This window comes from Exiguobacterium sp. KJ 601 (assembly GCF_027161185.1).
GTDB lineage: Bacteria > Bacillota > Bacilli > Exiguobacteriales > Exiguobacteriaceae > Exiguobacterium > Exiguobacterium profundum.
On the sequence record NZ_JADHZG010000001.1, the window covers coordinates 1,914,979 to 1,935,038 of the forward strand.

General features: G+C 48.5%; 23 protein-coding genes. 10 read left to right on the top strand and 13 right to left on the bottom strand.

Annotated elements, in window-relative coordinates; translation table 11 throughout:
* Positions 1-2 precede the first annotated feature (2 nt).
* The gene (locus IRJ25_RS09805) at positions 3-2,858 is read right to left on the bottom strand and encodes a 2-oxoglutarate dehydrogenase E1 component (RefSeq protein ID WP_269318194.1); all 2,856 of its coding nucleotides are present in this window, start codon (positions 2,856-2,858) and stop codon (positions 3-5) included.
* 337 nt (positions 2,859-3,195) lie between these two features.
* On the opposite strand from IRJ25_RS09805, the gene IRJ25_RS09810 reads away from it, so the two are divergent.
* The 4 genes from IRJ25_RS09810 (at position 3,196) to IRJ25_RS09825 (ending at position 5,757) form a co-directional block, all read left to right on the top strand.
* Positions 3,196-4,128 carry an ABC transporter ATP-binding protein gene (locus IRJ25_RS09810; RefSeq protein ID WP_074037619.1) on the top strand — a complete coding sequence of 311 codons (933 nt, stop codon included), beginning with the start codon at positions 3,196-3,198 and terminating at the stop codon, positions 4,126-4,128.
* Positions 4,106-4,843: an ABC transporter permease gene (locus IRJ25_RS09815; protein ID WP_269318195.1), complete on the top strand. Its 738-nt coding sequence runs from the start codon at positions 4,106-4,108 to the stop codon at positions 4,841-4,843. Before IRJ25_RS09810 ends, IRJ25_RS09815 begins: the two co-directional genes overlap by 23 nt.
* 65 nt (positions 4,844-4,908) lie before the next feature.
* On the top strand, positions 4,909-5,457 hold the full coding sequence (locus IRJ25_RS09820) for a cysteine hydrolase family protein (protein WP_269318196.1): 549 nt from the start codon (positions 4,909-4,911) through the stop codon (positions 5,455-5,457).
* 105 nt (positions 5,458-5,562) lie between these two features.
* Entirely contained in the window at positions 5,563-5,757 is a 195-nt protein-coding gene (locus tag IRJ25_RS09825; protein WP_074032694.1) for a hypothetical protein, read from the top strand.
* Between the two features lie 42 nt (positions 5,758-5,799).
* On the opposite strand, the gene IRJ25_RS09830 is transcribed toward IRJ25_RS09825, so the two are convergent.
* Positions 5,800-6,579: a sulfite exporter TauE/SafE family protein gene (locus IRJ25_RS09830; protein ID WP_074032693.1), complete on the bottom strand. Its 780-nt coding sequence runs from the start codon at positions 6,577-6,579 to the stop codon at positions 5,800-5,802.
* A gap of 33 nt (positions 6,580-6,612) precedes the next feature.
* Positions 6,613-6,903, bottom strand: a complete 291-nt coding sequence (locus IRJ25_RS09835; protein ID WP_269318197.1) for a rhodanese-like domain-containing protein — start codon at positions 6,901-6,903, stop codon at positions 6,613-6,615.
* Between the two features lie 199 nt (positions 6,904-7,102).
* Between IRJ25_RS09835 and IRJ25_RS09840 the strand changes: the two genes are divergently transcribed.
* From IRJ25_RS09840 to IRJ25_RS09850, 3 genes are all read left to right on the top strand, one after another.
* Positions 7,103-7,399, top strand: coding sequence for a rhodanese-like domain-containing protein (locus IRJ25_RS09840; RefSeq protein WP_015881009.1), 297 nt, complete (start codon positions 7,103-7,105; stop codon positions 7,397-7,399).
* Positions 7,400-7,430: 31 nt separating this feature from the next.
* Entirely contained in the window at positions 7,431-8,831 is a 1,401-nt protein-coding gene (locus IRJ25_RS09845; protein WP_269318198.1) for an MBL fold metallo-hydrolase, read from the top strand.
* A 66-nt stretch (positions 8,832-8,897) separates the two neighbouring features.
* Positions 8,898-10,019: a TlpA family protein disulfide reductase gene (locus IRJ25_RS09850; RefSeq protein WP_269318199.1), complete on the top strand. Its 1,122-nt coding sequence runs from the start codon at positions 8,898-8,900 to the stop codon at positions 10,017-10,019.
* A 41-nt stretch (positions 10,020-10,060) separates the two neighbouring features.
* On the opposite strand, the gene nfsA is transcribed toward IRJ25_RS09850, so the two are convergent.
* A complete protein-coding gene (gene nfsA, locus IRJ25_RS09855) occupies positions 10,061-10,810 on the bottom strand; it encodes an oxygen-insensitive NADPH nitroreductase (RefSeq protein ID WP_269318200.1) in 750 nt (249 codons plus the stop codon).
* 170 nt (positions 10,811-10,980) lie between these two features.
* Between nfsA and IRJ25_RS09860 the strand changes: the two genes are divergently transcribed.
* Positions 10,981-11,874 (top strand): DNA/RNA non-specific endonuclease, encoded by an 894-nt coding sequence (locus tag IRJ25_RS09860; protein ID WP_269318201.1) that lies wholly within the window; start codon positions 10,981-10,983, stop codon positions 11,872-11,874.
* 370 nt (positions 11,875-12,244) lie between these two features.
* Here IRJ25_RS09860 and IRJ25_RS09865 read toward each other — a convergent pair whose 3' ends face one another.
* Positions 12,245-13,714 (bottom strand): catalase, encoded by a 1,470-nt coding sequence (locus IRJ25_RS09865; RefSeq protein ID WP_269318202.1) that lies wholly within the window; start codon positions 13,712-13,714, stop codon positions 12,245-12,247.
* An 83-nt stretch (positions 13,715-13,797) separates the two neighbouring features.
* The gene (locus IRJ25_RS09870; RefSeq protein WP_078146465.1) at positions 13,798-14,394 is read right to left on the bottom strand and encodes a hypothetical protein; all 597 of its coding nucleotides are present in this window, start codon (positions 14,392-14,394) and stop codon (positions 13,798-13,800) included.
* A gap of 152 nt (positions 14,395-14,546) precedes the next feature.
* Between IRJ25_RS09870 and IRJ25_RS09875 the strand changes: the two genes are divergently transcribed.
* Positions 14,547-14,960, top strand: coding sequence for a VOC family protein (locus tag IRJ25_RS09875; protein ID WP_214685879.1), 414 nt, complete (start codon positions 14,547-14,549; stop codon positions 14,958-14,960).
* Positions 14,961-15,063: 103 nt separating this feature from the next.
* The gene (locus tag IRJ25_RS09880) at positions 15,064-15,612 is read left to right on the top strand and encodes a GrpB family protein (RefSeq protein WP_269318203.1); all 549 of its coding nucleotides are present in this window, start codon (positions 15,064-15,066) and stop codon (positions 15,610-15,612) included.
* Positions 15,613-15,654: 42 nt separating this feature from the next.
* Here the strand turns inward: IRJ25_RS09880 and IRJ25_RS09885 are convergent, their stop codons facing one another.
* From IRJ25_RS09885 to yqeH, 7 genes are read right to left on the bottom strand one after another with little or no spacing between them, the layout of a single operon-like run.
* The gene (locus IRJ25_RS09885) at positions 15,655-16,380 is read right to left on the bottom strand and encodes a class I SAM-dependent DNA methyltransferase (protein ID WP_078146462.1); all 726 of its coding nucleotides are present in this window, start codon (positions 16,378-16,380) and stop codon (positions 15,655-15,657) included.
* Positions 16,380-16,727: a ribosome silencing factor gene (gene rsfS, locus IRJ25_RS09890; protein ID WP_015881000.1), complete on the bottom strand. Its 348-nt coding sequence runs from the start codon at positions 16,725-16,727 to the stop codon at positions 16,380-16,382. The genes IRJ25_RS09885 and rsfS overlap by 1 nt, the downstream gene beginning before the upstream one ends.
* A gap of 10 nt (positions 16,728-16,737) precedes the next feature.
* Positions 16,738-17,295, bottom strand: coding sequence for a bis(5'-nucleosyl)-tetraphosphatase (symmetrical) YqeK (gene yqeK, locus IRJ25_RS09895; RefSeq protein WP_078146461.1), 558 nt, complete (start codon positions 17,293-17,295; stop codon positions 16,738-16,740).
* Positions 17,285-17,854 (bottom strand): nicotinate-nucleotide adenylyltransferase, encoded by a 570-nt coding sequence (locus IRJ25_RS09900; protein ID WP_214782276.1) that lies wholly within the window; start codon positions 17,852-17,854, stop codon positions 17,285-17,287. Before IRJ25_RS09900 ends, yqeK begins: the two co-directional genes overlap by 11 nt.
* Entirely contained in the window at positions 17,851-18,147 is a 297-nt protein-coding gene (gene yhbY / locus IRJ25_RS09905) for a ribosome assembly RNA-binding protein YhbY (protein ID WP_015880997.1), read from the bottom strand. The genes IRJ25_RS09900 and yhbY overlap by 4 nt, the downstream gene beginning before the upstream one ends.
* Before the next feature lie 6 nt (positions 18,148-18,153).
* Positions 18,154-18,939, bottom strand: coding sequence for a shikimate dehydrogenase (gene aroE / locus IRJ25_RS09910; RefSeq protein WP_269318206.1), 786 nt, complete (start codon positions 18,937-18,939; stop codon positions 18,154-18,156).
* Positions 18,936-20,048 carry a ribosome biogenesis GTPase YqeH gene (yqeH, locus tag IRJ25_RS09915; protein ID WP_015880995.1) on the bottom strand — a complete coding sequence of 371 codons (1,113 nt, stop codon included), beginning with the start codon at positions 20,046-20,048 and terminating at the stop codon, positions 18,936-18,938. Before yqeH ends, aroE begins: the two co-directional genes overlap by 4 nt.
* Positions 20,049-20,060: the final 12 nt, after the last annotated feature.

Consider the following 20,060-nt stretch of genomic DNA (forward strand, 5'->3'; position numbering starts at 1 on the left):
ACTTATTTACGATCTTTTTGATATGTGCTCGTGCCTGCACCGCTCGAGACGACGTCACGAGAGAGTGCTTCACGGATGATGCGTGCTTGTTCTTGTTTATGAGCTGTCGGATTCCCTTCAGCCGGACTCGAACGACGGCGACGGCCGATATAACGGACATCGAGTCGGTTCGTTGTGACCGCTTCTAAACGAGGCTCGATATATGTCCAAGCCCCCATGTTTTTCGGTTCTTCTTGAACCCAGACGATTTCACGCGCGTTCGGATAACGACTGATGACATCACGAATCTCACGAACCGGGAACGGGTAAATTTCTTCGACACGGACGATATGCAAGAAGTCGAGTGACTCTTCTGACTTGCCGACCGCTTCCGCGAGATCGATCGCCATTTTCCCTGTGCAGAAAACAAGACGTTCGACTTTCTCTGTGTTCTCCCCGAGACCTGGCTGTTCGACGATTGGTTTAAAGCTCTCTTCCGTAAACGCCTCGACTGGTGACGTGGCGAGCGGGTGACGAAGCAGACTCTTCGGTGTCATGATGATCATCGGACGAATCTCTTCTTTCCCGAGCATCTCTGCTTGACGACGAAGAATATGGAAATACTGTGCCGCAGACGAAAGGTTTGCGACGGTCCAGTTTTTCTCCCCGGCAAGTGTCAAGTAGCGTTCCATACGTGCACTTGAGTGCTCCGGCCCTTGTCCTTCGTAACCGTGCGGCAAAAGCATGACGAGGCCTGATTTTTGGCCCCATTTCGCGCGTCCCGCCGAGATGAACTGGTCGAACATGACTTGTGCCGAGTTCGCGAAGTCACCGTATTGTGCTTCCCACAACACGAGTGTATCTTGTGCGAATACGTTGTAGCCATATTCAAATCCAAGCACCGAACCTTCTGAGAGCGGGCTGTTATAGACCGAGAACGATGCTTTCGCCGTCGACAACTCATGGAGTGGCGAGAATTTCTTACCTGACTCGACATCGTTCAACATGATGTTCCGTTGGGCGAACGTTCCGCGCTCTGAATCTTGACCGCTCAAGCGGACCGGCGTACCATCTGAAAGAATTGACGCGAAGGCGAGCGTCTCCGCATGACCCCAGTCAATTTTTCCACCTTCGCTGAACGCATCACGACGACGGTCGAGTACTTTTTGAAGCTTATGGAAGACACCAAAGCCTTCCGGCCAGTTCAATAACTCTTCATTCAATTGCGTGAGGAATTCTCGTTCGACGCTCGTGTCGACTTTCGGGAATCCTTTATGGACCGCATCCGGTAACACGATGTCTGCATCCTCTTCTTCAGAAGGAACGAGATCACGTGCCGCCTTCAATGCCTCTTCGATTTTTTGTTCGATTTGCGCCTTCTCATCTTTCGTCATGACGCCTTCTTCCTCAAGTCGTGCGGCATAGACGTGACGGACAGACTGGTGTCCTTTGATGGCTTTGTAAAGGACCGGGTTCGTGTTCATCGGTTCGTCCATTTCGTTGTGTCCGTATCGACGGTATCCAATCAAATCGACCAAGATATCTTTATGGAACTTGGCACGATATTCACTAATCAACTTCGCGACAGCGACACACGCTTCTGGATCATCCGCATTCACGTGGAGGACCGGAATTTCATACCCTTTAGCGATATCACTTGCGTAACGTGTCGACCGTGAATCGTTCGGGTCTGTTGTGAAACCGATCGTGTTGTTGGCGATGACGTGAACTGTCCCACCTGTACGATATCCCGTCAAGTTCGTCATGTTGAGTGTCTCCGCGACGATGCCTTGTCCTGGGAAGGCCGCATCTCCGTGGATCAAGATTGAGGCTGCCAAATCGTCGTGCTGTACAGCCGGTCCTTTTTCAGAACGGTCATCTTGTGCGGCACGCGTGTATCCTTCGACGACCGACCCGACGAACTCGAGGTGACTCGGGTTGTTCGCCAAGTTGAGACGGACTTCTTTTTGCTGTTCGACCACTTTCCGGTCAAGACCGAGGTGATATTTCACATCGCCTGACCAACCGAAGTTGATGCCTATTGACCCTTCAGATGGAATCAATTCTTTGTTCGGTGCATGCTGGAACTCCGCAAAAATCATCTCGTACGGTTTGCCGAGAACATGGGCAAGTACGTTCAAACGTCCACGGTGGGCCATTCCGATATTGATATGTTCCGAACCACTCGAAATGAGGCCTCCGACCATCGCATCGAGAAGTGGCACCATCGCATCCAATCCTTCGATTGAAAAACGTTTTTGTCCGACGTATGTTTTATGAAGGAATGATTCAAACAGTTCTGTTTCAGCCAAACGTTTGAACAACTCGACTTTTTCTTCTTTCGAGAAGGTTTGCTGTAACGCCCCTTGTTCGACTTGACGACGAATCCACTTCTTCTCTTCCATGTCATCTAAATGACGAAGTTCGATGGCGACCGTTCCTGTATACACGTCAAGCAAGTGACGGAATAGTTCTAAGGCGCTCGCGTTTGGTTTTGGTGCATCGTCTGATAAAAGGCGGGCCGGAATTTGTTTTAAGTCTTCTTCTGTCAAATCATAGCGTGACAGTTCGAATAGTTCCTGCTCGCGCGGGTGATCTTTTAGTGGATAAATATCAGCTGCTTTATGACCGAAAGCACGGATGTCGTTGATGAGCCGTGTCGCCGAGACGACCTTCTCTAAATCAAACGATGGACCCGAGACCGGCACTTCTGTCGGTGACGACGTTTCCGGTGCCCCAAATTCGTCAAAATATCGACGTGTTTCATCATCGACCAATGATGGGTCTTCCAAATATTGTTCGTACAGTTCAATGATGTAGCCTAAGTTAGGACCATAAAATGCTTGCGATTTCTCGTGAACATTCGACGACTCTCCCATTGAATAAATCCCCCTTATCCATTCCTAAACGTTCAATCTGTGAACGCTTTCATTTTAACATGTAGCCCGAAGCAGTTCACCTTTCTCCTACCCTGGTGAACAAAACCAAATCTTGCCTCTTACGCTCAACTTCATACTACACCTTTCGTCGCAGAAAAACCCTTACAAATTCACAATTCGTCCATACTATTTCAATAAGTTTTGCTTATCGATAAATTGTGTCTTGATGTATTTGTTTCAACAATTTCAAAAAAAGATGAAACCTTATTTCAAACAGCCCCGTAATAGGGAGTGTAGGCATTACACTATTACTCTTAACAGAAAGCTAGGTGACCACATGTTATCCGTACAAAATGTCCATAAAAAGATGGGAAAAGCAACGGTATTGACAAATGTCAGCTTTGACGTCGTTCCAGGAGAAATTTTCGGATTCCTCGGACCGAACGGCGCCGGGAAGACGACAACTATTCGAATCATCACAGGCCTCATGCCTGCGACGCACGGGACCGTGACAGTCGATGGGTATGACGTGGCGAACAACCGCCAAGAAGCGCTCAGCCGAATCGGGGCCATCGTCGAGAATCCTGCATTCTATCCGTACATGACGGGCCGGGAAAACTTGATTCATGCGATGAACTTGATTCCGAACTTGAAAAAAGTCGACTTGAATGCACTCGGTGCCCTCGTCGGACTCGACGGAAAGCTCGATATGAAAGTCAAACAGTACTCACTCGGGATGAAACAGCGCCTCGGGATTGCCCGTGCCTTGTTGCATAACCCAAAAGTGCTCATCTTAGATGAGCCGACGAACGGTCTTGACCCAGCTGGGATCGCCGATCTTCGGAATTACTTACGCCACCTTGCGGACCACCGCGGAATCGCCATCCTTATCTCGAGCCATTTATTGAGCGAGATGGAATTGATCACCGACCGTTTCGCAATCATTGACCAAGGACAAATCAAGTCAGTGGAAGACGGACAGACGAAGGCTGACAGCGTCATCCTCTGTAAAGTTGCCAAGGAGCAGATGAACGAGGCACTTGACGTCGCAGCACTCGCCTTCGATGATGTGAAAATCGTCCAGCAGTCTGCCGAGTCGTTTATCGTACCGCGTCAAGAGACAGACATTCCAGTCTTACTGAAACAATTAATCGAGCGCGATATCGCCGTCTATCAGATTGGCATGAAACACGAGTCGCTCGAAGAACAATTCTTGAAATTGACGAAAAAAGAAGGAGGTACGAACAATGCGTTCATTACTCAGCAATGAATGGATGAAATGGCGCCGCACGATTAAACCTTACGTCGCCTTAGGTGTATACACCGCGATCATCCTCATCGTATACGCTGTATTAGCCAGTGGTGAAGGAACACCAGAAGGGGCATCGTTCTTTGAATTCTCAACGATGGGCGCCATCGCCTTCCTCAGCATCTTTACCATCGTCTTTACAGCCGAGATGGTCGGGAATGAGTTGAAATTTGATACGCTGAAGCACCTCTTGATGAGTCCGTATTCCCGAGACCGCATCTTGTTGTCAAAACTCGTTATGGCCGTTCTCGTCATGTTGCTCCAATTCGTCTTTATTTTAGTCGTCGCGTTCGGGTTCTCACTCACGTTAGACGGCTCTGTCACATGGGACGTCGTTCGCCCTATTCTCATCAGTGTGAGCGGACCAATCTTCATCATCTTCTTGACGCTCATGTTCTCGGTCGTCTTCAAGTCAGTCGGCGTCGTCATCGGTTTTACGGTGCTCGCGAACTTCGCCTCAAGTATCATCGGGGGTCTTCTCGTTGCCTGGAAACCTGAACTCGCAAAATGGATCGTCTTCTTGCATTCAGACCTTTCTATTTATGATGTGAATCCAGAATTCATGAAAGCGATGGATGCTACGATGGGCTTCTCCATCTTCTATGTCGCCCTTCATATCATCGCCTTCTATCTCATCACGGCATTTATGTTCCGTAGCAAAACGTTCGCGGAATAAGCATACTTCGAATGATAAAGTGGTACCTCTTTGCTATAGGCGTTTTATAGTGAGGAGGTATTTCTATGTCTAAGACAGCATTACTCATTATTGATATGTTCAATGATTTTGATTTTGATGGTGGCGACATGCTACGTACGCATACACAAGTGATTGTTGATCCGATTCTCAAGTTAAAAAAACATTTTAAAGAGACGGACTTGCCCGTCATTTATTGTAATGACAATTTTGGGCAGTGGAAAGATAGCACGGAAGATATCATTGATTATGTGAAAGGTACAAAAGGGAAGCAGATTGCATTACAAATCGAACCAGAGGATGAAGAATACTTCATTATTAAACCAAGACACTCTACCTTTTTCGGAACCCAGTTAGATATTTTGCTTCGTCAGTTAAGCGTGACGAAATTGATTTTAACTGGTGTCGCAACAGATATATGTATCCTCTTCTCCGCCAATGATGCATATATGCGCGATTATGATATTTATGTTCCTCGCGATTGTGTGGCCGCAGAGACATTAAAACGTCATGAAAGTGCCTTGACGATTATTGATGAGGCGCTAGGAATCGAAACATCTTCTGTGTCTGAATATATGCGTCACATTAAAAAGTGATTTATAATAATCATCGCGGTCACAAAACCCCAACATTTAGAACGTTTTAAAGCTCTTCTTTTAAGCTATTCTTAAGTTATAACTGTCAGTAAAGGGTGTGATATTTTGTACCTAACAATCGGATTAGCCTTGCTCGTCTGTTTGCTTGCAATGATTTTCACTATTATGGTCGGGCTCGGGAAAGACCGCTCCACGTACAGCCAAAAGAAGAGCTGGTCGATGGTATCTTGGCTCTACATCATCTTGCTTCCTGTCTCGTTCATCGGACTCGGACTCCTCTACTATTTCATTACGAAGTAACGTAAAAAATCACGACGCCAGAAAATAGGCGTCGTGATTTTTTCATGCGATTAAGTCGCTCCAAATTTTGATGGTACTCGCTAAGATGAGTAGCGCTAAAATCCATTGGAGTGCTTTCGTATTCATATTCTTCCCGACATTCGCCCCGATTGGAGCGGCAATCAGGCTCGCGATAATCATAATGATGGCCGGACCCCAGACAATTTGATCAGTGATGATTTTACCGAACGTCGAGCCAATCGACGAGATGAAGGTAATGGCGAGGGAACTCGCGATCGCCATCTTCGTCGGGATGCGTAAGACGACAAGCATGATTGGCATGAGAATGAACGCCCCCGCTGCCCCGACGATTCCCGCCGCAATCCCTACGACGAAAGCAGAGCTTGCCGCAATCACTTTGTTGAACTGCACTTGATCAAGCGGCATGTCGTCCACTTTCGGCTTCGGCAAGAACATCATGATCGTCGCAATCGTCGCTAGTACGGCATATACGACATTGATCATCGTCTCCGATAGAATCGTCGACCCGTATCCACCAATGAAGCTACCAATTAATACCGACACCCCCATGTAAAGAATCAACTGCTTGTTTAAATACCCACCTTTACGATAGGCATAAATTCCACCGATTGTCGCAAAGAAGACTTGAATGGCACTGATTCCGGATACTTCGTGCGCGCTAAAAGCCGCGAACCCTAGAATCGGTGGAATGTATAACAACATCGGATACTTGATGATTGATCCACCAATCCCGACCATCCCTGAAATAAACGACCCGATAAATCCAATTAGAAAGATTGTAATGATAAACCCGAACTCCATATAGACTCCTCCATTTGCTCTCGTATTCTCTACTTATTCGATCGATTCCCAAGCCAACATTCCGCCTGATACGTCATAGATTTCCGTATAGCCGGCATCCTGTAATTGACTAGCAGCCTGGGCACTTCGGTTACCGCTTCGACAAATGACGTAGATTGGTTCGTCTTTCGGATACGACAGTTGGTTTGCATCTAATGAAGAAAGTGGTGCGTTCACCGCCCCTTCGATATGCCCCCCCTCGTATTCCGATACTTCACGTACATCAAGAAGCGTTATTTCCTCGTTTTCCAATTTGTTTTTTAGAGTTTTAACGTCAATTTTCATGATTCCATCCTTTTCTGATGTGGTTACAAAGATAAAAATCGTCATTAAAGCCAAAACTCCGACAAATAAGGAAATCCTCTTCATATTTTCCCCTCCAATTCTTTTCACTTGCGCTCATTATACCTTAGGGGGTATATTAAAGCCAACGAAACATTCTCGTTGCCAAAAACCTTAACCATGAAAAGGAGATCAAAGACTCATGAAGACGATTACGACTACTGAATTAGAAGCGTTACTTCAAGCTGACGACTCACTCAACCTCATCGATGTACGAGAGGTTGATGAATATGCTGGAGGTCACATCAAACAAGCGAAGAACGTACCACTTTCTGAATTCGGGGCAAAAGTCGATGAGCTCGATCGCTCTAAACCGATTCACGTCATTTGCGCAGCCGGCGGACGCAGCATGAACGCATCTGCTTATCTTGACTCACTCGGATTCGACGTCACGAACGTCGACGGTGGGATGATGAGCTGGCAAGGCGAAGTCGAATAAACGATTACTTTACTCATAGGGGGAAATTGATATGCTATTACGTTATTTTTATGATGAGAAACTAGCACAAGCTTCATATATGGTCGGTTGCCAAATGACGGGAGAAGCGATCGTCATCGATCCGGCCCGCAACATCGAGCCTTATCTTCAAGAAGCGAAAAAAGAAGGCATGAACATCGTCGCAACGGCAGAGACGCATATCCATGCGGACTTTGTGTCCGGTTCACTCGAACTCGCGAAGCGCACAGGTTCGAAAGCCTATCTATCAGACGAAGGTGATGCTTCTTGGAAGTATGCATTCGCGAAAGAAATCGACGCACAACTCGTCAAAGAAGGCGACACGTTCAAGATCGGAAACGTGACACTCGAAGTCATGCACACACCTGGTCACACACCGGAACATATTTCGTTCCTTCTTTATGACCGCAACCAGACACAACCGATGGGGATCTTCACAGGAGACTTCGTCTTCGTCGGAGACATCGGTCGCCCTGACCTTCTCGAAGAAGCAGCAGGTGTGAAAGGAACAACGGCAATCGGTGCGGAACAAATGTTTGATTCACTCAAAAAATTCATGGCACTTCCTGACTTCGTTCAAGTCTGGCCAGGACACGGCGCAGGTAGTGCATGTGGGAAAGCGCTCGGCGCGATCCCAACATCGACGGTCGGTTACGAGAAAGCGACGAACTGGGCGCTTCAAATGACGGACAAAGATGCCTTCATCAAAGAATTGACGACGGATCAACCCGAACCACCGAACTACTTTGCCATGATGAAAAAAGTGAACAAAGAAGGTATCCAAGTGACGACGGACATCGCTCGTCCTGAAGTCGTCGGGTCGGACCGTCTCGATACACTCGTCGAAGAGACACAGGTCGTCGACACGCGTAAAGGAGAAGACTTTGCGAACGGACACGTACCAGGGACAATCAACATCCCGTCCAACAACAAGTTCGTCTCTTGGGCAGGCTGGCTCGTCAACTTCGACAAAGACATCACGGTTATCGCAAGTGCAGAAAACGTCGATCAAGTACAAACGGACCTCCAATCAATCGGTCTCGACCGTCTTCGCTTCATCGTCCCAGTCGAAGAACTTGATGCATCACTTTTGACGGAAACGTATACGGACGTGACGGCAGAAGAAGCGATTGAAGCTGCTGAAAAAGGTGACGTGTTCGTCCTCGACGTTCGAAACGCGACAGAATGGAACGCGAGCCATTACGAAAAGGCAGAACGTATCTTGCTCGGTAAGCTCGCACGTGACCACGAAGGTCTTCCGACAGACCAAACGATTGCGGTGCATTGTGCGTCAGGCGTCCGCTCACGCATGGCGGCAAGTGTCCTTCAATCGCTCGGCTACAAAGATATCCACAATATCCTCGGTGGCTACGGCGCGATGAAGACTGTCTTGAACGCTCAACAAATCAAGTAATGCTATACTGACTATGAATATGGCGCCCACTTCGAGAGGGGCGCCTTTTGTTTAGGAGGGAAAGACGTGGTCGCCATCGGTCCACTCAACATTCGTTTCGATTTACTCATTTTTTTAGTAAGCCTTGGTATCCTTTACGGGATCTTTCGTTTCCTCGGTCTGAAGAGTAAGCAACGTGAAGCCGTCATCGGGACATGGTTCTATGGTTTTCTTGCCTGGAAAGGAAGCGCCATCGTCATCGGTCTGTTGACGACTCGTGATATTTCTCTTGCTCTCTATGCTACAGGAGGGGTATGGTCTCAATGGATCGCGGCCGTTGTTGTCCTTTGGCTCGTCTATCGACTCGATCGAGACCTTTTAGGATATTGGATGCTGAGCGGGCTCCTCATCTGGCTCGGGATGACACTCGCGGTTCCAGTATACGGGACGATTTTGAACCTTTCCGACCAGCCGATTCATCTATGGAGCGCCATTCTCATTCTTCTGCTACTCGGAACGACGTGGCGCTGGATGCATGAACCGACTCGTGGAAAAATTCTTTGGACAGTATGCGGTGCATCCGGCATCTGGCTATTTAATTCATATGCGGTCGGACAGATTCAATGGTGGATGATTGTCATCGCCCTCGTCCTCTTCGGATTGACGGTCTATCTCGCCCGCCCTTCAAAGAAAGTGATTCAAATTAGTGTCGGAGTCCTGGTCGTTCTCGCGGTCGTGAATGCTGTCCTACCAGAGAAAGCGACACAATCTGTAACGACAGAGACGGCGTCGACCGGTTTGAACATCGGGCAAATTCCCCCTTCGTTCGAATTACAGCGAACCGATGGGAGTACATTCGACTTAACTTCACTACGTGGTCAGCGCGTCGTCGTCAACTTTTGGGCGTCCTGGTGCCCGCCTTGTCGGGCGGAGATGCCGGATATGGCGGCGTTCGCGAAAGAGCGAGATGACGTGACCATCGTCGCCGTCAACACGACGACGAGTGAACGCGACCCCGCCGATGCCGTCTCGTTCGTCGAACCGTATGAAGACGCATTTACCGTCGTCTATGACCGTGACGGCCAAGTCGGAGATGCGTATCGGATTCAAGCGATGCCGACGACGTATGTGCTCGATGAATCGGGTGTGATCATCGCGAAGCAATTTGGTGCCATCGACAAGAATTGGCTCGACGCCCAATTGAATTGAACATGACAAAACCGCCGACAAAGAGTTGTCGGCGGTTTATCTTATTGCTTCAAATAGCCTTGTGCTTTCAAAAAGTCTTTGACGTCAAGACGTGTCGATTTCGACAACATGCGTCCCATTTGGCCAGTCCACGTGTCTTTACGCGGATTCGATCCCCGGACCATGTAGTAATCATGGATCAACGCGTCGTAATCCGATAGTGACTGTTTGATTCGTTCTGGATTCGCCTCGTATACGTTCTCATGGTAGATATGATGGAACGGTAGACGGGGCTTTTGATCTTCGACTGAAGCCGGTACACCGACGGCCATGCCAAAGAGCGGAATGACCCGTTCCGGCAATGCGAGCACTTCTTTCACCGCAAAGAGGTCGTTCCGAATGCCACCGATATAGCAGACTCCGAGCCCCATCGACTCTGCCGCCACTGCCGCATTTTGTGAGGCAAGTGCAGCGTCGATCACAGCGACAAGCAGTTTCTCATCGGTCTCAAGTGTTGCGGACACTTCTGTTTCTTGCAGTTCACCAATCACTTCATGGCGGTGCAAATCCGCACAAAAAACGAAGAAGTGACCGTTCTCGACGACATAGGACTGGTTGCCCGCAATCTCGGCAAGTCGTTTCTTCTTCGCTTCATCGGTCACCCCGATGATGGAGTAGGCTTGGATAAAGCTCGATGTCGATGCCCGTTGTGCGCTCTCGACGATGGTTTGGATCTGTTTGTCTGTCAATTTCTCGTCCGTAAAATCGCGGACGGAACGGTGGTTCAATAAGGTCTCAATCACTTCGTTCATACGTTCTTCCCCCTTTTTTTCAATCTTGGCATAAGCTCTCTGAATCCACAAATGAGAGGAATCCATCGAGCACATTTTGAGGGAGGACGCTCACATCTCGTCTTCTTATGCTATCATTATAAGCTACATAGTAAATACGATAGTGTAACTTCGAATAAGGAGCGAGATAGATGAAAAGAATACCATTTTACATTCCATTCCTGCTTGGGGTGCTGCTCCTCTCTGGTTGTACGGATGCCGATGTGAGCGTCCCGACATCGACGTCAACTGAGCAAACAGTTGAAGAGGAACCTGTACAAGAGGAACAAATCACCGAGATTCCTGAATCTGAAGGCGATCTTTTTGAAGGCTATACGAAGATCGAGGTCGATGGCGGCGATCAGTCCGGCACACGTGAAGCGAATGTCGTCGTCGATATCGGCTTTGGCGATCGTGAGTATTGGGCGTTCACGAACGAACATGGTCAACTGGTTCGTGTGATTGCCGACGAAATCACGCTTCAAGACGATGAAACCGAAGACGTTAATTCTTCAGGACGCTATTATGCAGACGAGGCAAAAGTTCCGGGTGTCGAAGACCCGAACCTCGACGAAGGCCATATCATCGCCGATTCACTTGGCGGTGTCTCAAACGCCTATAACATCACGCCACAAAACAGCGCACTCAACCGTTACGGCGACCAGGCATTCATGGAAGATGTCATCCGGAAGGCTGGCGGGGCGAAAGACTTCGAAGCCATCATCACCTATCCGAACACGACGACTCAGATTCCTTCCCGCTACCAATACACGTATACCGTACGGGGCAATACGGTCACCGATACGTATGATAACGTGGATCCGGAGGAAGTGAACGAATCGCTCGGATTGACGGATGACTCCCCCCCTGCAGTGACGACGGAACCAGTCGAGGAACGGGAATTATCCGATATCGACCTTGACGGAAACGGACAAGTGACAATCAAAGAAGCAAAGAACGCCGGATTCGAGATGCCGATCACGCGTGACCATTGGCTGTATCAATACATGGACGACCGAGACGGTGACGGGATGGTCGGGGAATAACTATTAGGAGAGATGATATGCATAAAGTTGGATTTATAGGTGTTTTCTTTACTTTGTTCTCGCTTTTTTTGATAGAGGTTATATCGTATAGCAACGGGATAACAGAAGCGCCAAATCCTTTACTAGAACGTACACTTGTTTATATTGTTCTAATGGGACTTCTATCTGGTGTCTTGATTCTCATTGACTCTATTATTTATTTTAAAAGACGCTAAATACAAATAAGTGTAGCTCATGGCTAGTCATTTGGCTGAATGTGTTTATGGTAACTGCATTCTACAGATGATTGTCGCCATGGGCTTTTTTGTGTTCACTTTGATGTTTCCTTTCATCATACAAAAAACCGCGGTGTAAGACCGCGGTTACGTGTTTAGTTCGACATTTGATTCAAGAATGGTGCGAGATCGACGTTCAACTCTTTCGAGAGACGCTCTCCGAGTTCACGATCCGCACGATAGAAGTTGCAGATCAAGAGGAGAACGGTCTTCTCGTGACGAACTTTTTTGATATGCGCCACGAGGTTACGAACGAGCGCATCCTTCTCTTCCTGAGAATAGCGACGATACACCTCTCCAGCTTGTCCGAAGTCGTTCGTCTTCTCAATCTTCTGACGACCCGTTACGCCTGTGATCGGTTGCGGCGTCTCGATATAGTCCGCATTTGGCTTCGGCGCGTCTTCGTAACGGTTCGGCTCGTAGTTGACCGGGCTCGTCTGTTGCTTGAACGGCATCGCCCCGTCACGCTGGTTGTTCGCGACTTGAGCGAACGGGCAGTTGATCGGGAGTTGGAGATAGTTCGGTCCGATGCGGTAACGCTGCGTATCCGAATACGAGAAAAGTCGTCCTTGGAGCATCTTGTCTTCTGACGGCTGGATCCCTGGTACGAGGACGCCTGGGTTGAAACCGACCGACTCAGTCTCGGCGAAGAAGTTATCGACATTTTTGTTGAGGGTCATCGTTCCAACCAATTGATACGGGATGACATCTTCGAACCAATCTTTCGTCGCATCAAGCGGGTCGAAGTCAAAGTTGTCCATGTCCGCTGGGTCGAGAATCTGTACATATAGATCCCATTCCGGATAGTCTCCATTTTCAATGGCGTTGAACAGATCACGTGTCGCATGGTTGAAGTCTTCTGCTTGGATTTTCGCCGCTTCTTCCATCGACAAGTTTTGAATCCCTTGCTTCGGTACCCAGCGCATCTTTATGTACACCGTGTTGCCGAATTCATTCACCCACTTGAAGGAATGGACGGATGACCCGCGCATGTGGCGATACGATGCCGGAATGCCTTCGTCACTAAAGAGATGCACGAGCATGTTCGTTGATTCAGGTGTGAGCGACATGAAGTCGAAGAAGCGGTCCGGGTCTTGAAGGTTCGTTTGTGGGTCCGGCTTGAGCGAGTGAATCACGTCCGGGAATTTAATCGCGTCACGGATGAAGAAGACCGGTAAGTTGTTTCCGACGAAATCATAGTTCCCTTCTTCCGTGTAAAACTTGACGGCGAAACCGCGTGGGTCACGAAGCGTCTCAGGTGAACCTAATCCGTGGATGACGGTCGAGAAGCGCGCAAACACAGGCGTCTCTTGCTCTTCTTCTTGCAAGAATGCGGCTTTCGTATAGCGTTTCATACTATTTTTTACAGTGAAGACACCATGCGCCCCTGCGCCTCTCGCGTGAACGACACGTTCTGGTACTCGTTCACGATCGAAATGCGCTAATTTCTCAATTAGTTGGTAGTCTTCGAGAAGCGTCGGGCCCCGACGACCCGCAGTGATGGAGTTGGCGTTATCCCCGATTGGTACGCCTTGGTTAGTAGTTAGTTGACGGTGTTGATCCATATGATTGCCTCCCATTATTTATAATCATTACAATCTTGATATTAATTAAAGATTAGAATGATTACAAATAATAAGCTCGTGAATCACGAACTTTTTTTCATATGTCTCTTTTGTTTGGATTTTTCACGTTGATGGAGCGTCACGACGAAAAATGCTGCCAAGATACCGCCTAGGGACCCCGCGATGATGTCGACCATCGTATCGTCATTCCCGTTCCCTTGCATCGTCGTGTTCAGGACGACGTCAGATGTGAATTCATACATTTCCCAAAGTGCCGCCCCAGCCATGGAAAAGACGACAATGTATACGAACAAAAATCGTTTCGGGATCTCGGTCCGAATGTCATCATCGAGCCTACTGAAGAAGTCGAATCCAAGGAATGCGAGAAAAATTCCGCTTAAGAGATGAAGGAACGTGTCCCACCAACCATTCCCGTATAGTCCGACAATCGAGCCTAAATACTGGGAGGCAAACAAGAACAGGATATACGCCACCTTCATCTTGCCGTCAAGTTCTGTTTTAAACGTCTTTTCAATGAAGAACGGGATGAGCCCGGAAATGATTCCGGCCCCCGCCACACTCGCATCGAACCATAATTCTTCAATGATAGATGTGACGAGTATGATCGCCATGAACAAGACGAATCCAAATTCGAGGATACGTCCTTTCGTGAGCTTCATAATGCTTCGCCTTCTTTCTAGTTTGTTCTCTATATGCTCTATTCCCAACTCTCAATCATGTTCAACCACACAATTGAATTTAGTTGGACTCTCTTGCCATTAACGAACATACGTTCTATAATTAGTATTATGAATTCGAGGAGGAACTTGCTATGCCGATCAATCCGTATCTCAACTTTAATGGGAATTGTCGAGACGCCGTGAACTTCTATGCCGATGTGTTCAATCACGCCGCTCCAGACATCATGACGTTCGGTGACCAACCTGGTCCAGACGGTCAACCGGTGCCGAGTGAAATGGCTAATCTCGTGCTGCATACCCGACTATCGATTCACGGCTCATCGCTCATGTTTTCTGATGCGATGCCTGACGGACCGGTCACATTCGGGGACAATGTCACGCTCGCTGTCGTCACAGACGACCTCGAGGCCATCCATCGTGAGTTCGAGGCGCTCTCTGTGAACGGACGTGTCTTGATGCCGCTTCAAGAGACGTTTTGGAGCAAGGCGTATGGCATGCTCGAAGACCAGTTCGGCGTCCAGTGGCAGTTCAGCCACGAAGCATGATCATCCAAAAGATCTTATTCACATTCTCTTATGATGAGGTCTTTTATTCGTTTCAAGATTAGCTTCCCCACAGAGAATACTTTCAAGGAGATGAACTAAACTAATGGAAGAAGAGAATCCTGAACAATTAAATATTCCTATTTGGGCATATGAAGCAATCGAAATAGAAGATGCCAATGTGCAATGGAAAGCTCAAGGTCTACGTGAAACAAGAGAGTTGTCCGACTTACTTTCAAAGTTTGATATTAAAGGAGCAGAACATATAGGTAGTACAGCGGTTCCCGGTCTACCTGCAAAACCAATTATAGATGTGATGATTCGTATCGAATCGTTTGACATGATGAATGCGATTGTTGATACTTTAACCGCATACGGTTGGCACTATATACCACCAGAATTGGATGGAAAGCCCTGGCGCAGATTTTTTGTGAAAGTGAAAAATGATAAACGAGTTGCTCATTTGCATCTCATGAAAGGCACAGAAAAACGGTGGGAAGAACAGATTGAATTTCGAGACAAGTTACGGGAATCTCCTTTACTCGCGAAGGAGTACGGGCTTCTAAAAAAGCAATTAGCAACTGAATTTCGTGAGGACAGAGAAAAATATACTGAAGCTAAAGCTGAATTTATAAATCGGGCATTAAACTCCTGATATAGATGAAGACCCCATCGCTAATCTACGATGAGGTCTTCCTTATTTTTGGGCTACGAAGAAGATGCGCTCCGCATCCGCTCCTGGTGCACGTTCGGTGAAATCTGATGTGACCGATTTGACGTGGAATCCGGCACCAATCAACCATTGCATATACTGCCCTGGTTCATATGTCCGTTGTTCATGCGTCTCCTCGATCCGTTCATACGTCCCATCTTCAAGCGCGACGAAGAATGTTAAGTCATGAACGACCGACAGCGGGGCTTCTCCCGGGTCGGCAAACCAAATATATGAGCAATCTTCTCCGTTTGACGCATACGTCTTTTGGTTGAAGAGCGTCTGCATCTTGTTCGGAGCATGAACATCAAAGATGAACAAGCCGCCTGGTTTGAGTTGATTGTAGACAGATTCAAACGTATCAATCACGTCCGCCTCGTCTCGCAAATAGCAAAGGGAGTCGCAGAGAATCGTCACCGCATCGACCGGTTCCGGTAACTCCAACTCACGCATATCTTGTTCCCAAAGCGGCAACTCGATTTCGACCTCGAGCGCCTTTTCTTGTGCGACTTCGAGCATTGACTCGGATAAGTCGATCCCCATGACATCGTAATGTTCAGCGAGGCGAATCGTCGCCGACCCGGTCCCGCACCCGACATCCGCGAGTGTCGCGCCATCTTGGACGTGACGACGCACGAAAGCGACCCACTCATCATACGGCGCGTCTTTCATCAACTCGTCGTATACATAGGCGAATCCTTCGTAAGCCATTAGCCGACTTCCACTTCGACGTGTGGCGCGTCAGCCCACAATTTCTCTAGGTTGTAGTAATCACGGTCATCACGATGGAAGATGTGGACGACGACGTTCTCGAGGTCAGCGAGGACCCAACGTGCCGTGTCCATTCCTTCGAACTTGTGGAGTGGTAAGCCGTTTTCGCCAGCAACGTCTTTGATTTCACGTGCGATCGCTTCGACTTGCTTCTCCGAGTTCCCGTGACAGATAACGAAGTAATCCGCGATTGGCGAAATCCCTTCCATGTCGAGTACAACGATTTCCTCGGCACGTTTATCGTCAGCCGCTTTAACAATCAATTCTAATTCTTCTCTTGCAGTCATATTGACCCTCCTAAGGTATATTCACAAAATCGTTATACGTTTCAATCGTCAGTGGAAAAATACGCACCGACTTCTTCAATAAAAATTCAATCGTTTGTTTCAGTGTCGCGACAACCGCCGCTTCGAGCGAACGCTCCACTTCTGCCCGCAACCGGTCGACGCCGGGATAATCCCGATTCGGTTCGATGGCATCAGCCACGAACAGAATTTGGTCGAGCCGAGACATCCCGGGCTCTCCCGTCGTATGATTCCGAATCGCCGAGAGCACCGCGTCATCCAGGTCGTATTGACGGGAAAGTAGAATCGCACCGACCGGCGCATGAAGTAGTTCGTCCCCGTACTCAAGTAGATTCGGGTCTAACCCTTCTTCCACGACGACTCGACGCATTTCTTCGACGTCAAAGTACTTCGCATAATCATGAAGCATCGCAGCAATACGAGCATGTTCGACCTCTTCACCGAATTGAACCGCCATGCGTTCCGCCGTCTCGACGACACCGAGCGTATGGATATAGCGTTTTTCTGGCAGCGTCTGTTTAATCAACTCGTGCGCTTCTTCAAACGTCATACAACTTATGCTCCTTCACATACTCCTCGACTGGCGTCGGGACAAGATATTTGATGGATTTGCCTCGTTTCGCCCGTTCCCGGATGTCCGTCGATGAAATCTCGAGTTGCGGCATGTCAATCGCGCGGACGTCTGCCTTCTTCGGAATCAAATAACGTGTCCCCGGCCGTGCGACCGCACCGAACGTGACAAGACGGATGAGCGTCTCATAGTCATACCAGGATTCGAGCGAAACGAGTGAATCGGCACCAATCAAAAAGTAGAATTCATCATTCGGATACTGTTCGATCAGCCGTTTCATCGTCTCGACCGTATAAGACGGCTCACTCCGTTCAAACTCAATCAAGTTCAACTTGAAGTCGGACTGATTTTGTATGGCGCGTCGCGTCATCTCGATTCGATGGTCTGCCGAGCTGAACCCGACCTTATGAGGTGGAATCGCAGCCGGCAGGAACCACACCTCATCAAGTTCAAGCTGTTCACGCGCTTGTTCCGCGATTAACAGATGTCCGAGATGCGGCGGGTCGAACGTTCCGCCCATCAAGCCGATCCGGCTCATGGGAGTTTGATTTGGCGATTTTCTTTCTCGGTCGCCTCTTTGTACAAGACGATGACTTTTCCAATCACTTGAACGACTTCAGCCTGTGTGCCTTCAGCTAACTCGCCAGCGACATCTTTCGGCGTGTCCATGCAGTTTTGAAGTACTTGGACCTTAATCAATTCACGTTTCTCGAGTGCGTCCGCGATATCTTTACACATCGCTTCGCTGACTCCATTTTTCCCAACTTGATAGATTGGTGAGAGATGGTGCGCTTCTGCGCGTAAAAAGCGTTTTTGTTTACCTGATAACATAGTATATTATTCCTCCAATAATCCTTCGATTAACTTTTTTCCAATGGTTTCGTCCGGTTTCACGCCCGTCCATTTCTCGAACGAGAGCGCGCCCTGCCCGACGAACATGGCTACACCTGTCACGATGATGGCCCCGCGACGTTTCGCTTCTTGAAGCATCGGGGTGACAAGTGGACGATATATGATATCACAAACGACCGTGTTTTGTCGTAATCCTTCTAATGAAAGTGGTGTCGATCTCTCGTCCATCCCGACAGAAGTGGTCTGAATGATGACATCATATCGAGAGACGTCCATCTCATCGAACGTCGTGTAGACGACTCCGAACGTGTCGGCGAGCGCTTTTGCCCGTTCCACTGTTCGATTGACAATCGTCACGTCACGCGTCGGGAGAGCTTGGACAATCCCACGAGCCGCTCCTCCGGCACCGACAATCAGGACACGCCCTGTAAAGTCTGTGTATGGCATCAGCGCTTGGACAAGACCTGCCCCGTCCGTATTCGTCCCGATAAGTCGCCCGTCTCGTTTATACACCGTATTGACGGCTCCAGCATGTTTCGCCGCTTCGTCAAGGTCATCGAGATACCGAACGACCACCTCTTTATAGGGAATCGTGACATTGAATCCATCCCAGTCCCCTTCTCGCATTGCCGCAAATAAGGCTGGGAGTTGATCTGGTGTGGCATCGATGGCCTCATAACGCCCGAAAAGCCCAGACGCCCTCAACCACTGCTCGTGCAGTTGGGGAGAGAGCGAATGAGCAATCGGGTGACCGATGACGGCCAGATTCATACGAGCGCCTCGCGAAGTGTGACTGCGACGCCTTTTGGAGCCCATGCTGCGATACGACCACCTTTTCCGTGAATCGCGACCCAACCGAGACCACTGAACACGATATCCGTTTTCACGCCGTCCCGTAAGCTGAACTCATGACGGACGAGTGGCGGTAAGATTTCGAGTGTCTTCTCATTCGGCGGGTTGAGCATCTTCCCAATATGTTGGTCATAGAGCTCATCGGCACGTTCGAGTTTCGTACGGTGTGCTTTCAATTCATTCGACATATAAATGACGAACGATCGCTTATTTCCTTCAAGATAATCTAAACGTGCCAATCCGCCGAAATAGAGCGTCTGTTGCGGATTCAACTGGAACACGTGCGGCTTGATTTCTTTCTTCGGTGTGATCGTCTTCAAATCTTTCGCATCGACATAGTGTGCCATTTGATGACGGTTAATGATTCCTGGTGTGTCGTACAAGTTCGCATCATCGTCGAGCGGAATGTCGATCAAGTCAAGCGTCGTTCCCGGGAAATGACTGACGGTGATGATGGCTTCATCCTCTTCACCGAAACGTTTGATCACCTGGTTGATGAGTGTCGACTTCCCGACATTCGTACAACCGACGACAAAGACGTCTTTGCCTTTGCGGTAGTACTCAATCTTTTCAGCGAGTTCATCGATGCCATGTCCTTTTTTCGCACTGATCAAATGAACGTCGATTGGGTTCAAGCCGAGTTCTTTTGCCTCTGCCTTCATCCAGTTCGCCATCCGGTTCGGGTTGACCGACTTCGGTAACAAGTCGACCTTGTTTCCGACTAACAGTACCGGGTTCGACCCGACTGAGCGTTGAAGACCCGGAAGCCAACTGCCATTGAAGTCGAAAATGTCGACGATTTTGATAACGAGTGCTTCTTTTGAACTGATACCGTTCAAGATGCGCAAGAAGTCATCATCTGATAACTCCACATCTTGAACTTGGTTATAGTGCTTCAATTTGAAGCAACGTTGGCAAATGACAATCTCACGGTCAAGTGCCGATTTTGGTGCATAGCCGACCCCGTTCGGGTCTTCCGTTTGGATGGCTACGCCGCACCCAGCGCAATATCGTTTTGTTTCTTCCATAGTTATACTTAC